Source organism: Streptomyces sp. NBC_01320, from assembly GCF_035974375.1.
Taxonomy (GTDB): Bacteria; Actinomycetota; Actinomycetes; order Streptomycetales; family Streptomycetaceae; genus Streptomyces; species Streptomyces yanii.
Genome location: NZ_CP108390.1, coordinates 3,198,639 through 3,213,063 on the forward strand (window position 1 = coordinate 3,198,639; position 14,425 = coordinate 3,213,063).

Annotated in this window: 13 protein-coding genes; 5 read left to right on the forward strand and 8 right to left on the reverse strand. The window is 71.2% G+C overall.

Annotation, left to right across the window (positions count from 1 at the left end; genetic code table 11):
* Window positions 1-20: 20 nt before the first annotated feature.
* Together OG395_RS14815 and OG395_RS14820 are read right to left on the reverse strand one after the other, a co-directional pair.
* On the reverse strand, window positions 21-458 hold the full coding sequence (locus OG395_RS14815; protein ID WP_327243360.1) for a hypothetical protein: 438 nt from the start codon (window positions 456-458) through the stop codon (window positions 21-23).
* 156 nt (window positions 459-614) lie between these two features.
* Window positions 615-1,718, reverse strand: coding sequence for a cation diffusion facilitator family transporter (locus OG395_RS14820; RefSeq protein WP_327243361.1), 1,104 nt, complete (start codon window positions 1,716-1,718; stop codon window positions 615-617).
* A 62-nt stretch (window positions 1,719-1,780) separates the two neighbouring features.
* On the opposite strand from OG395_RS14820, the gene OG395_RS14825 reads away from it, so the two are divergent.
* Complete coding sequence (locus OG395_RS14825; protein WP_266979516.1) at window positions 1,781-2,140, forward strand: ArsR/SmtB family transcription factor; 360 nt, start codon at window positions 1,781-1,783, stop codon at window positions 2,138-2,140.
* A gap of 226 nt (window positions 2,141-2,366) precedes the next feature.
* Here the strand turns inward: OG395_RS14825 and OG395_RS14830 are convergent, their stop codons facing one another.
* From OG395_RS14830 to OG395_RS14845, 4 genes are all read right to left on the reverse strand, one after another.
* Window positions 2,367-3,647: an MFS transporter gene (locus OG395_RS14830; RefSeq protein WP_327243362.1), complete on the reverse strand. Its 1,281-nt coding sequence runs from the start codon at window positions 3,645-3,647 to the stop codon at window positions 2,367-2,369.
* Window positions 3,644-4,780, reverse strand: coding sequence for a PLP-dependent cysteine synthase family protein (locus OG395_RS14835; protein ID WP_327243363.1), 1,137 nt, complete (start codon window positions 4,778-4,780; stop codon window positions 3,644-3,646). The genes OG395_RS14830 and OG395_RS14835 overlap by 4 nt, the downstream gene beginning before the upstream one ends.
* A gap of 129 nt (window positions 4,781-4,909) precedes the next feature.
* The gene (locus tag OG395_RS14840; RefSeq protein WP_327243364.1) at window positions 4,910-5,341 is read right to left on the reverse strand and encodes a hypothetical protein; all 432 of its coding nucleotides are present in this window, start codon (window positions 5,339-5,341) and stop codon (window positions 4,910-4,912) included.
* Between the two features lie 273 nt (window positions 5,342-5,614).
* On the reverse strand, window positions 5,615-6,445 hold the full coding sequence (locus OG395_RS14845) for an isocitrate lyase/PEP mutase family protein (protein ID WP_442818560.1): 831 nt from the start codon (window positions 6,443-6,445) through the stop codon (window positions 5,615-5,617).
* A gap of 440 nt (window positions 6,446-6,885) precedes the next feature.
* Here OG395_RS14845 and OG395_RS14850 point away from each other — a divergent pair, with 440 nt between their 5' ends.
* The 4 genes from OG395_RS14850 to OG395_RS14865 all read left to right on the forward strand — a co-directional run bounded on the left by OG395_RS14850 (window position 6,886) and on the right by OG395_RS14865 (window position 12,032).
* Complete coding sequence (locus OG395_RS14850; protein WP_327243366.1) at window positions 6,886-8,436, forward strand: esterase; 1,551 nt, start codon at window positions 6,886-6,888, stop codon at window positions 8,434-8,436.
* A gap of 104 nt (window positions 8,437-8,540) precedes the next feature.
* A complete protein-coding gene (locus tag OG395_RS14855; RefSeq protein WP_327243367.1) occupies window positions 8,541-8,882 on the forward strand; it encodes a hypothetical protein in 342 nt (113 codons plus the stop codon).
* A gap of 57 nt (window positions 8,883-8,939) precedes the next feature.
* Window positions 8,940-9,671, forward strand: coding sequence for a sulfite exporter TauE/SafE family protein (locus tag OG395_RS14860; RefSeq protein ID WP_327243368.1), 732 nt, complete (start codon window positions 8,940-8,942; stop codon window positions 9,669-9,671).
* Between the two features lie 138 nt (window positions 9,672-9,809).
* Entirely contained in the window at window positions 9,810-12,032 is a 2,223-nt protein-coding gene (locus OG395_RS14865; RefSeq protein WP_327243369.1) for an NADP-dependent isocitrate dehydrogenase, read from the forward strand.
* Window positions 12,033-12,603: 571 nt separating this feature from the next.
* On the opposite strand, the gene OG395_RS14870 is transcribed toward OG395_RS14865, so the two are convergent.
* Both OG395_RS14870 and OG395_RS14875 read right to left on the reverse strand, forming a co-directional pair.
* Window positions 12,604-13,449 carry an ABC transporter permease gene (locus OG395_RS14870; RefSeq protein WP_327243370.1) on the reverse strand — a complete coding sequence of 282 codons (846 nt, stop codon included), beginning with the start codon at window positions 13,447-13,449 and terminating at the stop codon, window positions 12,604-12,606.
* Window positions 13,446-14,357 (reverse strand): ABC transporter ATP-binding protein, encoded by a 912-nt coding sequence (locus tag OG395_RS14875; protein ID WP_327243371.1) that lies wholly within the window; start codon window positions 14,355-14,357, stop codon window positions 13,446-13,448. The genes OG395_RS14870 and OG395_RS14875 overlap by 4 nt, the downstream gene beginning before the upstream one ends.
* Window positions 14,358-14,425: the final 68 nt, after the last annotated feature.

The window sequence follows — 14,425 nt, forward strand, 5'->3', positions numbered from 1 at the left end:
CGGGTTCGGCGCAGCGCCTGTCACGTCCGCGCGACGCACACCTGGATGAGGAGATCTCGCCCGCCGGCCGGCGGTCCGCGCCGGCGTGTCCAGCCGGTGGCCGCCCGCAAACCCGCCGGGAACCATGCAACCGGCAGCGCCCCGGCGGCGTACAGGCCGGCCGCCGGCAGCGGGTTCCGCTCGTGTGCGGGGGTGGAGACGCATTGCACCCCGTGCATCGCCGAACCGTCACCGGCCCGGGCGGCCTGAGCGCTCTGTGCGGTGGTCGGCGGCGCCGTTGAGGTCATCGTCGAAGCGGCGTGGCCGTCGTGCATGGGCACGGTGACGGAGGGCATCGCACCGTGGCAGCCCTCGGCGGCGGTGGCCGGCGCGCCGTGCATGAGAAACAGACCGAGCAGGACGGCACAGACCGCGATGAGCCGGGCGCTGTCCCGCTCGCTCGGTTGTCCGATGCTCACTGTGCCGCTCCCTTCCTCCGCGTTGCTGCGCGCCCGTAGCCGCCGACCCGCACGACAATACCCCGCCCGGGTACCCAGCGCCCTTCAGCCCGTCGGATGCGGGCGATGAGTGCGCGCCGTTCGCCGCCGACCGGCCCGCCCCACGTGATGGCGAGGTCAGACGGCGGTGTGGTGGGCGAGGGCGGCGTGGGGGTCGCCGTGGTCGGCGGTGTGGTCGGTGTGCACAGTGGCGCCGGTCAGGCGGGGCACGGCATGGATGAGGGCGTGCTCGGCCGCGACGGCCAGGGCGTGCGCCTGGACCACGGTGAGCCGCGGGTCGACGACGATGTCGGCCTCGGCGCGCAGCGCGTGGCCGATCCACCGCATGCGGACCTGCCCGATGTCGCGGACTCCGTCCACGACGCGCAGGGCGGTTTCGGCGAGGTCGACCAGGGCGGGGTCGACGGAGTCCATCAACCGCCGGTAGACCTCACGGGCGGCGTCCTTCAGCACCATGAGGATCGCGACGGTGATGAGCAGCCCGACGATCGGGTCGGCGGCCCGCCATCCGAGTGCCGCGCCGCCGGCACCGAGGAGAACGGCGAGCGAGGTGAAGCCGTCCGTGCGGGCGTGCAGTCCGTCGGCGACGAGGGCGGCGGAGCCGATCGCGCGGCCGGTGCGGATGCGATAGCGGGCCACCCATTCGTTGCCGACGAAGCCGACCACCGCGGCGGCTGCGACCGCCCACAGGTGGGTGATGTCGCGTGGGCTGAGGAGACGGTCGACCGTCTCGTACGCAGCAAGGGCACAGGAGGCGGAGATGGTGAGCACGATGGCGACGCCGGCCAGGTCCTCGGCGCGTCCGTAGCCGTAGGTGTAGCGGCGGTTCGCCGCACGGCGGCCCAGGACGAACGCGATGCCCAGAGGGATGGCGGTCAGTGCGTCGGCGGCGTTGTGGATGGTGTCGCCCAGCAGCGCGACCGACCCCGACAGCACGACGACGGCCGCCTGGATCACCGTGGTCGCCCCCAGGATGCCCAGGGACAGCCACAGGGTGCGCATCCCCTCTCTGGAGGTCTCCATCGCCGAGTCGACCTTGTCCAAGGCCTCGTGACTGTGCGGCGTGACCACGTGGGAGACCTGGTGTCGCACCCGCGACCAGCGCGAGCCGTCGCGCTCGTGACTCTGCGGATACCGGTGGTCGTGCGCGTCCTCGTGACCGTGGTCATGCCCGTGCCCGGCACCCGGCTCGTCAGGACCATGGTGGTGGTGCTGGCTCACAGCGCGCTCGCTTTCGTCAGGCGGCGGGGTGGACGGAGATCCCACCTGCCTATTATGTGCACATGAATGCACGCATGCATCTATCACCTGCGCAGGGTTCGCAGCCGCGAGAGGTGGGCACTGAGCACTTCCTGGTCGCGGCCGAGGTCCTGGGCCTGCTGGCGGACCGCACCCGCCTGGCACTGCTGCATGTCCTGGCAGCGAATGAGGCCGACGTCACCTCGCTGGCGGAGGCCGTGGGGGCGGCCCGGCCGGCGGTCAGCCAGCATCTCGCCCGACTGCGCATGTCCGGGCTGGTGACGACCCGTAAGGAGGGCCGCCGGGTGATCTACACGCTGCCCGACGGGCATCTGCGACGCGTGGTGGCCGAAGCCCTGGAACTGGCCGACCACCGGCTGACCGGGCGCGCGCCCCACGCGTGAGGTGCACGCCCGGCCTGGGGCTCAGAGCCTGTCGGGTGACCTCTGATCGGGCGGCCACGCCCTGGCACGCACGCTTCCCGCGTTGCCGAAATATCCTAGTAGCTCCTTCCCCAGGCTCTCAGCTTCGTTCGAGCAGGGGAGACCCCATCCGAGGACATCCCGCCGCCTTGGAATCGCACGCACCAGACCGCGTCCGCTATCCGATCGAAGGTCACCCGACAGGCCCTCAGGCCACCGCCGGCGCCGGGACACCGGCGGCAGGGTCGAGGTGGCCCGTGCGGCGCAGTGCGGTCAGGGCCGTAGCGCAGCCGCCGCCCACGGCGGCCAGCACGGCCCAGGGCAGCCACGGTGCGCCCAGGCGGGCGGCGAGGTCGAACAGGGCTCCCACCCCCAGGTTCCCGGCGGCCACCGCGATCCCGGAGACGGTGCTGTACGCGCCGTAGTACGTGGCGACCAGCCGCTCGCCGGACAGCCGGACCAGGGTGTCCATCTCGAACGGGTACAGCAGCGCCGAGCCGGCGGCCAGCAGGCCTGCGCACAGCACCAGGCCGGTCATCCCTTCCCCGGCCGACAGCCCGTCGGCCCGCTGGTAGGGGCCTGGCAGCAGAGGCAGGAAGGCTGCGCCCATCAGGACGAGGCCGATCGCGATGGCTCGGGGGGCATCGAGGCGTTTTCCGGCCCAGGCGGTGAGTCGCAGTTGTCCGGCGACAGCGGTGAGGGCGGAGACCGCGAAAATCACGCCCATGGCCGTGCCGCTGTCCTCACCGAGAAGGGTGCGGGCCTGCAGGGGCAGGGCCAGGTAGGTCTGGAAGGCCAGGAGGTACGAGCCGGCCATCGCGGCGGAGAACAGGACGAAGGGCCGGTTCGTCACGATGGTCCGCCAGTCCGCGGCGATCCCGCGCAGCCCGCCCGCGCGCTCGGTGTCGGCGGCCGGGTGGCACGGGGGCAGGGCGCGGGCCTGTACGACGGCGAGGAGTGCGAAGACCGCGGCCGCGACCGTACACACGACGCGGAAGTCCCAGGAGAGCAGGGCAAGGCCCACCAGGGGGCCGAGCAGGATGCCGGCCTGGTAGAAGACGTTGAAGGCGGCGAATGCCTCCACTCGGCGCTCGCCCGCTCCGGCGGCGAGGTAGGCGCGGACGGCAGGGTTGAACAGGGCCCCGGCGAGCCCGGTGGCGGCGGACGCGATGACAAGCGCCGGGAGGGTGTCGGCGAGGGCCAGCAGGGCGAACGCGCCGGTGCGCAGGCCGCAGCCGGTCAGGATGAGGGCTTTGTAGCCGATCCGGTCGGCGAGGGTGCCGCCGAGCCAGAACATCCCCTGCTGGGAGAGGTTTCGCACGCCGAGCACCAGGCCGACCGCCCAGGCGGCCAGGCCAAGGCCGTGGGCGAGATGGTCGGCGAGGTAGGGCATCAGCATGTAGAAGCCGACATTGATACCGAACTGGTTGAACATCAGTAGCTGGAGACCGGGGTCGAAGGAGCGCACGCGCGCGCACAGTTGCTTCACCGCACACCCACCACAGTGCGAACGCCCGCGGGGGCGGGGCGATCCAGCGGGTCGGTCACGCGGGCGCAGCGCGTCCAGCGCCGCACGGTGTGTTCGGCCGGGTCGTCGATGGTGTCGGGTTCCTCGGGCGGAAGGTGGCCGAGCAACTGGTGCTCCTGGCACCAGGCGTCGTTGTAGATGGTGTCCAAGTAGCGGTGGGGGCCGTCGGGGAAGATCGCAGCGATGCGGGTGCCGGAGGGACAGGTGCGGGCCGCCCATCCGGCGACCCGGGCGACCGCGCCGACACTCCAGCCGCCCATGGCGTAGTGGTGGCGGGCGAGTTGGCGGCAGGCCCAGACCGCTTCGGCGGGAGCGACCCAGTGGACTTCGGTGAAGGCACCGTAGTCGACGTTGCCCGGATGGATGCTGGAGCCCAGGCCGCGCATCAGGCGCGGGGCGGCCGGCTGACCGAAAATCGTCGAGCCGGTCGCGTCGACCCCGATCAGCACCAGATCGGGGAAGCTCTCGCGCAGCACGGTGGTGATGCCGGCCGAGTGCCCGCCCGTGCCGACCGAGGCGACGAGTACGTCGAGACGGCCGAGCTGGGCGATGAGTTCGGCGGCCAGGGGCGCGTACGCGGCGACGTTGTCGGGATTGTGGTACTGGTCCGGGCACCACGCTCCCGGGTTCGCGTCCAGCAGTTCGGCGACCTGTTCGCGGCGGGCCTGCTGCCAGCCACCGGCCGGATGCGGGGCGGCCACCTGCTGCACTTCGGCGCCCAGCGTGGCGAGAAGGCGCAGCATCGCCGGCTCCATGCCGGGGTCGGTGACAACGGTGACCGGATGGTTGTGGGTCAGACCGGCCAGGGCCAGGCCGAGCGCGAGGGTGCCGCTGGAGGACTCAATGATCGGGGCTCCGGGCCGGAGAGCGCCACGGCGACGGGCTTCCCGGACCATGTGCAGGCCGGGCCGGTCCTTGATGCCTCCGGGGTTGGCTCCCTCCAGTTTGGCGAAGAAGCCCCGTCGGGCAGGCGCGAAAGGCTCGCCCACCCACAGGACCGGGGTGTTGCCCACCAACTGGTGGGCGCCGCGGGCGACCGGCGGCGCGGGGGCGAGTGAGTTCGCGCAGAAGTTTTCGAGCAGGGGGACATGCATGGTCGGCAACGCTCCTTGGTGCACACCGGATCAGGCCGGGTGTGCGAGGCAGACGGGTCACGGGCGCGCGAGCACACCTCCGATCCCGCGTCCGAGCGGGCACGGGGGGAGAAGGCGTGCGGGCGCGGCCTACCGCCGCAGGACGCAGAGCCGGGCCAGAGTCGCCCGGCCGCCGCCGGTATCGCCCCTCAGGGGTTCCGCGCCCACCAGGTCGGACGGGTCAGGCACCGCGCGGGGCGTGTAGGTGAGAGGCGCCGTGTCACCGGGATCGGTGATGGCGTGGACCGCCGGGGAGCGAAGACGGTCCACGGCGTGGTCGACCACGTCCGTGTGGCCGCCACCGTGGTCGGGCGCTCGGTCCACGCTGTACTCCGCTGCGGCGTGCGAACAGTCGTCGCCGGCCGCGTGCACGGACAGAGTGGCGAACCCGGGCCCGTGCAGTGCGCCCACCAGATGACAGGCGACCAGCAGGAGCAGGGCGAACAGCAACGCTGCCCGCACCGGGCGCCTCACCGCCCCGCTGCTCATCCCCTGGACCACATGCCCAAAGTAGTCGATCACTCACACATAGTCACTTATCGACTTTGGCAACACCCTGTTCCCCTCCTTCGACGGGCGAGGCCCCGGCACCTCGGGACTGCTCGGAGCGGTGCTCGCTCCCGCCGGGCAGGGGGCGTGTCCCCACACGGGCTTCGCGACAGGCACCGTCACAGGGTTGACCGCCCCGGCCCGGCGACGGCCACCGCGAACCCGAGGTGATCAAAAGCGTCTACGGCTTCCACAGCACCGTTATCTCAGCGGCGATCGGACTGTGGCTGTGTTCCTGACCTCGATTCAGTGCGTGGGCTTGGTCAGGAGCAGGGTGTTGAGGGTGGCGTAGTCGAACCCGCCCTCCAGACTGTTCGTCGTGCCCTGGGTCAGCAGTTCGCGGGCGGCTCGTCGGGCCAGCCCGTATGCCGCCTCGGCAATGGCGGATCCCGCGCTGATGCGGGCTGCTCCCGCCGCGGCGAGCTCGGACGCGGGCAACGCACCGGGGCCTGCCAGGACATTCACCGGCAGGGGCGCGGATTCCACGAGCGTCCTGACCGTCTGCGCGCCCAGCGAGCCGAGGACGAAGATGCCGTCCGCGCCTGCCGCCGCGTAGGCGCGGGCGCGGGCGAGCGTCTCGTCCAGCCATGCCGTGCGGTCATGGGGCGGCAGTCGGTGCGTATCGATGCGGGCGTTGATGAACAGCAGGACGCCTGCCTCGTCCGCGGCGCTGCGGGCGGCTGCGATCCGTTCGGCCTGTTCAGGGACGGGACGCAGGGTGTCCTCCAGGTTGATGCCGACGGCTCCGGCCGCCAGCACCCCTCGCACAGTCTCGGCGACGCCGGCCGGGTCGGCCGCGTAACCCCGCTCGATGTCGGCGGTGACCGGCACGTCGACGGCGGCCGTGATCCGGGCGATTGCGCCCAGTGCCTGGTCGCGGCTCAGCCGGTCGCCGTCACCGTGGCCCAGTGACCATGCAACTCCGGCGCTGGTGGTGGCGATCGCGGGAGCACCCGCGTCCGCCACCACACGGGCGGACGCGGCATCCCACGCGTTGGGCAGGACCACTGGCCTGCCCGGTACGTGCAGCGAGCGGAACAACTGTGCTTTGTTGTGAAGTATCTCCATGGGCGGCATTGCATCACGGACGCCAAATGAGCGAGTCCGGCCCGAACCGGCCCGCATGGATGAGGTGGGCAAGCGTCCTTGAGGCAGCCTCTGTCCGCGTCGGGCCCGCAGATGTGACAGACGTCGGCGACGCCGGCCCGGGCCATCGCTCGAAGGGAGGGCCTGGGTCGTGCGGCCACGGAACCACTCCTTCGGGTACGGGCGCCCGGCAACGGCCGCACAACCGGATTCACCCGAGGTGGCACTGCCTTCGGCCGATGCACCAAACGCACGTGTACCACCCGTGAACGGCACCGAAGTGATCTTCTTCGGAAATCCGGGCACATCTTGCGTACAACCCTTGTGCCCCATGCGCTGTCAAACACGGCGCCGGACAAGGAACGGGCCCTTTCCGGATACCCCCCGTGCCCCCGAGCAAGCCCGGCCCTTCGTGAGCCAAGGAGCCGCTCATGCGCAAGCACCGCTCGGCCGCCGTTGCCGCGGCATCGTTTCTCCTCGTGACGGGGGCGGCCATCGCCGCCGCCCCGTCCGCGTACGCCGGGACCCCCGGCGGCACCCACGCCAACGACCGCAACACCGACTTCAACGGCGACGGCTACGACGACGTGCTCGTCGGCGCTCCCGGTGCTGCCGTCGGCGGGCACAAGGGCGCGGGCATGGTCACCGTGCAGTACGGCGGACCCAAGGGCATGGGCACCTCCAACGTCAGGGCCTTCAGCCAGAACACCTCGGGTGTGGCCGGCGCCGCCGAGGCCGGCGACGGCTTCGGCAAGACGCTCGCCACCGGCGACCTCGACGGCGACGGCTACGACGACGCGGTCGTCGGTATCCCCGGCGAGGACATCGGCACCGTCTCCAACGCGGGCGGCGTCGTCGTCCTGTGGGGCACGCCGAAGGGGCTCGTCGGGTCGGTGAGCAACTGGCTGCAGGCCGACGAGCCCACCGCGGGCGGCAAGTTCGGCGCCTCGCTCGCCGCGGCGCGGTTCTCCGACATCACCCCGGGCGACCTGCTGGCGGTCATGGACTCGGTCGGACTGACCACGTATCAGTTCGAGCCGGCCACCGAGCCCAGCGCGAAGAGTGCCGGCCCGCAGATGCGGCAGCCCGTACAGAAGTCGCGTACGACGCTCTCCGCGCCGTCGAAGAAGGTGCGCACCGGGTCGGCCGCCTCCGAGGCGCCGGGCATCCGGCCCGCGTCGATGACGACCGGCGACTACGACAACAACGGCTACGCCGACCTGGTCGTCTCCGGAACCAGCGTCGGCGACGAGCCGGGGCACGGCTGGTCGTACATCCTCCCCGGCACCGCCTCCAACGACGAGCCGCTGCCGGTCACCGCGGTACGCGGCGGCCCGGTCGTCGCCTCCGGCGACATCAACGGCGACGGATACGACGACCTGGCCACCGGTGAGCCGCACAGCCCGGACGACGGCGGTGAGAGCATGACCGGCGGCCTGGTCGGCGTCTACTACGGCAGCGCGGCCGGCCCCGCGGGCCAGGAGGGCCCGGGCACCCCGCCCGTCTGGTGGACCCAGAACTCGCCCGGCGTACCGGGATCGAACGAGCGGGGCGACGGCTTCGGCACCGACCTCTCCATCGGCGACACGAACAAAGACGGATTCGCGGACCTGGCGATCGGCATCTCCGGCGAGGACGTCGGCAACGTCGCGGACGCGGGCGCCTTCACGGTGCTGCGCGGCTCGCCCCGGGGGCTGACCGCCACCGGCGCGCTGTCGGTGACACAGGGCACCGCGAAGGTCCCGGGCACCGTGGAGAAGGGCGACAAGTTCGGCGGCCAGGTCTCCTTCACCGACCCCAACGACGACGGCCGCTTCGGTCTGCTCGTCTCGGCGCCCGGCGAGAACACGAACGACGGCTACGTCTGGGTCTTCTCCGCGAGCACCGGCGGCGTGACGACCTCCGGTTCGTGGAACTACGGGGCGAGCGCCTTCGGCGGTCCCTCACTCGACGCTCTGTACGGGGCGGCGATCGACGACTGATACGACGTGGGGCGGGCGCTCGTCCCGCCCATGCCCGATTCACTGGTGCCCCGGCAGCCGCAGGGCACCAGTGCTTTCACGGCAGTCCGTACAGCCTCGGACCCATGGATGCGTTCCTGCCGCTCCTCGCGGTCGTCGGCGGCCTCGCCGCAGTCATGGGCTTCTTCACCTGGCCGGCATCCCACGTCCGTCGCCGCGGTACCGCAGGCGCAGCGATCACCGCGGCCCTGGCCTCCTACGACGAGGCGTTCCGGGTGACTGCTCACGAGGCGCACCACGCGATCCGGGCGCAGGCCGAACGCAAGGCGCCGATCCTGTCGCCCGGCGATCACTGGCGGCGGAGCCCCGACGAAGGAAGCCGGCCCGGCGCGGGGAACCGCCGGCCGCGTCGGGCGCGCCCGCACCGAAGACTGCGGGGTCTCGGCCGCCCGAATCGCCGCCGCTGATCGTCAGCGTGTCGGAACTCTATGAGCTGACGCGGCACACCTGGCAGGATCCGGTCCGTGACGAGCGGTGGGACGGCCGAGCTGTTGCTGAGCGGCATCGTGCTGATCGGCGCCTCGGTGCAATGGCTCACGGGAATGGGGTTCGCGCTCATAGCCGTGCCCGCCCTGGTGCTGGTGCTGGGCCCGGCCGAGGGCGTGGTGCTCGCGAACTGCGCGGCCGGTGCGATCAGCCTGGTCGGGCTCGCGGGCGGCTGGCGGCAGGTGCGCCCGGCCTCGATGGTGCCCCTGGTCGTGGCGGCGGCGTGCACGGTGCCGGCCGGGAGCTGGGTGGCGGCCCGGTTGCCGGAGCCGGTGTTGCTGGCCGGCATGGGGGCGTTGGTGAGCGGGGCCGTGCTGCTGGTGATGCGGGGCGTCCGGGTGCCCGCCTTGCGCGGGCCCGGAGGGGCGGTGGCTGCGGGTGCCGTGGGCGGGTTCATGAACTCATCGGCGGGCGTCGGCGGCCCGGCGGTCTCCTTGTATGCCGTGAATGCGGGTTGGACAGTGCGGGAATTCGTGCCGAACGCCCAGTTCTACGGGGTGGTGGTGAACGCGTTCTCCGTCGCCGCCAATGGCGTTCCGCAGCTCAGCGCTCCCCTCTGGCTCCTGATCACTGTCGGCCTGGCGGCGGGCGCCCTGATCGGGAAGGCGCTCACTGAGCGGGTTCCGGAGAAGCGGGCCCGACTGCTCGTCCTGCTGCTCGCACTCGGCGGTGGGATCACCACGCTGGCCAAGGGAGTGTGGGCGCTCTGACGGTCGGGCCACTACCCGGATCCGCCCACGGATGATCTTCACGGACCGCCGCCCGGTCGGCAGGGCCCTGTCGAACAGGCGGCCGTCACGGGATATCTTGATATCAAGCAATGTTGCAGACGTGGAGCGGAGCACCCGGTGACTGACTCGACCATCATCTATACGCACACCGACGAGGCCCCGGCCCTGGCGACGTATTCGTTCTTGCCTGTGATCGAGGCGTACGCCTCGACGGCCGGGGTCACCGTGGAGAACCGCGACATCTCCCTGGCGGGGCGGATCATTGCCGTCTTCCCGGAGCACCTCGACGAGAACCAGCGCATCGATGACGCTCTCGCCGAGCTCGGTGAGCTGGCCAAGACGCCCAGCGCGAACATCATCAAGCTGCCGAACGTCTCGGCGTCGATCCCGCAGATGAAGGCGGCCATCGCCGAACTGCAGCAGCAGGGCTACGCGCTGCCGGACTACCCGGACGACCCGCGGACGGACGAGGAGAAGGACGTCCGCGCGCGCTACGACAAGATCAAGGGCAGCGCGGTCAACCCGGTCCTGCGCGAGGGCAACTCCGACCGCCGTGCCCCCGCGTCGGTGAAGAACTACGCCAAGACGCACCCGCACCGCATGGGCGCCTGGACGGCCGACTCGAAGACGAACGTCGCGACGATGAACGCCGACGACTTCCGCTCCACCGAGAAGTCCGCCGTCATTGCGGAGCCCGGCTCCCTGCGGATCGAGCTCGCCGGTGACGACGGCACCACCACCGTCCTGCGCGAGTCGGTACCCGTGCTCTCGGGCGAGGTCGTCGACGCGTCCGTGATGCGGGCGGCCGCCCTGCGCGAGTTCCTCGATGCGCAGATCGCCCGTGCCAAGGCCGAGGGTGTGCTCTTCTCCGTACACCTGAAGGCCACGATGATGAAGGTCTCCGACCCGATCGTCTTCGGTCACGTGGTGCGCGCCTTCTTCCCGAAGACGTTCGCGAAGTACGGCCAGGCGCTGACCGCCGCCGGTCTGTCGCCGAACGACGGCCTCGGCACGATCCTGAACGGCCTGGACGGCGTGCCCCACCTGGGCGCCGAGATCAAGGCGTCCTTCGAGGCCGAGCTCGCCGAGGGTCCCGCCCTGGCGATGGTCGACTCCGACCGCGGCATCACCAACCTGCACGTGCCGAGCGATGTCATCGTCGACGCGTCCATGCCCGCCATGATTCGCACCTCCGGCCACATGTGGGGCCCGGACGGCAAGGAGGCCGACACCCTGGCCGTCCTGCCGGACAGCAGCTATTCGGGCGTCTACCAGGCCGTCATCGACGACTGCCGGGCGCACGGCGCGTTCGACCCGTCGACGATGGGCTCGGTGCCGAACGTCGGTCTGATGGCGCAGAAGGCCGAGGAGTACGGCAGCCACGACAAGACCTTCGAGATCGCCGCCCCGGGCACGGTCCGCGTCGTCGACGGTTCGGGCAACGTGGTGCTGGAGCAGACGGTCGCCGCGGGTGACATCTTCCGCATGTGCCAGACCAAGGACCTGCCGATCCAGGACTGGGTCAAGCTCGCCGTCACCCGCGCCCGCGCGACCGGCAACCCGGCCGTGTTCTGGCTGGACGAGGGCCGCGCGCACGACGCGACCCTCATCGCCAAGGTCAGGACGTACCTCGCCGACCACGACACCGAGGGCCTGCAGATCAAGATCCTGTCGCCGGTCGAGGCGACCGCGTTCTCGCTGGAGCGCATCCGCCGGGGCGAGGACACGATCTCGGTCACGGGCAACGTGCTGCGTGACTACCTGACCGACCTGTTCCCGATCCTGGAGCTCGGCACGAGCGCCAAGATGCTCTCGGTCGTCCCGCTGATGAACGGCGGCGGCCTGTTCGAGACCGGCGCCGGTGGCTCCGCTCCCAAGCACGTCCAGCAGCTGGTCAAGGAGAACTACCTGCGCTGGGACAGCCTGGGCGAGTTCCTCGCGCTCGCGGTCAGCTTCGAGCACCTGGCGCAGACGACGGGCAACGCGCGCGCCCAGGTGCTCGCCGACACCCTCGACCGCGCCACCGGCACCTTCCTCAACGAGGACAAGTCGCCGAGCCGCAAGCTGGGCGGCATCGACAACCGCGGCAGCCACTTCTACCTGGCCATGTACTGGGCCCAGGAGCTGGCGAAGCAGACCGCCGACGCGCAGCTCGCGGAGGCGTTCGCCGGTCTCGCCAAGACGCTGACCGAGCAGGAGCAGACGATCGTCAACGAGCTCATCGCGGTGCAGGGCTCGCCGGTCGACATCGGCGGCTACTACCGTCCGGACGCCGCCAAGGCGTCGTCCGTCATGCGCCCGTCGGCGACGTTCAACGAGGCCATCGCCTCCCTGGGCTAGTGCCGTGACCGGCAATGTCTGCCCGACGGGGCAAAACTTGCCGGGAGGGGCACTGGCCCCTGGCAGTCCCCGGTCCCCGCGAAGCCCGCGGTGACCGTTCCGCCCCGGCCGCACATGCGGCCGGGGCGGTCCCGTCTGCGGAGGGCTCGGGCGCAACCGTGATCCCCGTGCGCGCCGCCGGTGCGCTCGCGGACGAGGCGGACAGGGTCTCCACGGCAACCCGGCTGCCCTGCCGTTGTCGCCGGTCCAGCTGGACTTCTTCCATCCGCCGGCCTTCATGCCCCCTCCGGACATCCGGTACGTCCACCGGGCCCAGTAGGCGTGCCCCTTCTTGCCCGACACCTTGTGGGCGGTGATCAGCGGCACCCGGTGGGGCGACGCCTCGGTGTACGGGATGACGACGCGGGAGTCCGTGCTCCGGGTACATCGGTGAGTCTCCACGGAGCCGGCCTTGCTGTTGGCATCCGCGAGCGTCGGGGCCGGCACCAGTCGTACGACACCGACTGTCATACAGAAGGCCCGCATCCTCGGCCGCCGATGCGGGCCCTCCCGGGTGTGACCGGTGTGGGTCTCACAGGTCCCGCCGGTGGACGGCGATCGTTGCGATCACCACCGAGACGAGAGGCCAGGCCGCGAAGGTGATCCACGCTCCGCCGAGCGTCGCCGGGTAGTGCGAGACGAAGACGTTCGTCATGTCGACCTGGGCCAGGCGTCGCCAGGCGGTGAGCGGCATGGCGTGCAAGACGTCCGCCGACCAGCGGTGGGTTTCGTTGAAGAACGAGGGGAGGAAGAAGAGCACCAGCACCGTGCCGACCACGGTGGCCGCGCTGTGCCGGATCAGGACGCCCATGCCCATGCCGATGAGGGCGCAGACCGGGGCGAACAGGGCGGCGGCCGCGATGAACCGCAGGGCGCCGGGGTGGGTGATCGAAAGACCGATGTGCCGTCCGGACAGGATCGCCTGGCCGATGCCGAACGACGTCCCGGCGACGAGGATGCCGTAGCCGAACATGACCGCCGTCAGCACGCACGCCTTGGCTGCCAGCACCGCGCGGCGGTCGGGGACGGCCGCGACAGTGGTGCGGATCATCCCGGTGGCGTACTCGCTGACGATCACGATGGCGCCGACACTGCTCGCGACGAGCATCAGGATGTCGGCGGCGATCATGGTGAACGAGGCGTTCAGCGCTGTCTGCACGTACATGGACGCGGTGTCGCCGGCGGCGAAGTGGTCGTAGGTGTATTTCGCGGAATTGAGGTTGGCGCCGATGATGGCCAGGGCGCTGAGGCCGAGCACCCAGGGAGTGGAGCGCAGTGACCAGAGCTTGATCCACTCGGCGGCGAACAGATCACGGAACCGGCCACGGAGCTCGGCGGCGGTCCGGGGTGCGTCCGGGGCAAGGGTCAGGGTGGTCATCGGTGCTCTCCTGCGAGGTATTCGACGCTGTCGGCGGTGAGTTCCATGAACGCCTCCTCCAGGGAAGCGGTGCGGGGGGTCAACTCCTGCAGCAGGAGCCGATGTTCGAGGGCGAGTTCGCCGATCCGAGCCGCGTCGGTACCGGTCACGGTGAGCGTGCCGTCGTCGCCGGGGTGTACGACGGCGCCCGCGGCGGTCAACACGCCGGTCAGCGTGGCGGGTTCGGACGTACGGACGGTGACGCTCACCCGAGTGGCACGGGCGGCGAACTCCGCCACGCTCTCCGCGGCGATCAGCTTGCCGCGACCGATGACGATCAACTGGTCCGCGGTGTTCTCCATCTCGCTCATCAGGTGGCTGGAGACGAACACCGTCCGGCCCTCGGCCGCGAGGCGGCGGAAAATGCCTCGCACCCACAGCACGCCCTCCGGGTCCAGCCCGTTGAGCGGCTCGTCGAACAGCATCACCGGCGGATCGCCGAGCAGCGCGGTCGCGATGCCGAGCCGCTGCTTCATACCGAGCGAGTACCCACCGATCCGCCGGCCGGCCGCGCCGACCAGCCCGACCTCGTGCATCACCTCCTCCACCCGGCTGCGCGGGATGGCGTTGCTGCGGGCCAGAGCGCGCAGGTGGGCGCGGCCGCTGCGGCCGCCGTGGACATCGCTCGCGTCGAGCAGCGCGCCGACGTGGCGCAGGCCGCGCGAGCGGTCCCGCAACGGGCGGCCGTCGACCGTGGTGGTGCCGCTGGTGGGGTCGTTGAGCCCCAGAACCATGCGCAGGGTGGTGCTCTTGCCGGCGCCGTTCGGGCCGAGGAACCCGGTGACATGGCCCGGGCGGACGGTGAAGGTGAGGTTGTCGACCGCAGTGGTGCGGCCGTAACGCTTCGTCAGTTCGTTGACTTCGATCACGTGGCCAACGGTGCCGCGGCGGGGCCCGGCGGGGCATCGGACCAGAACTGACACTCGGTCGCGGCGTG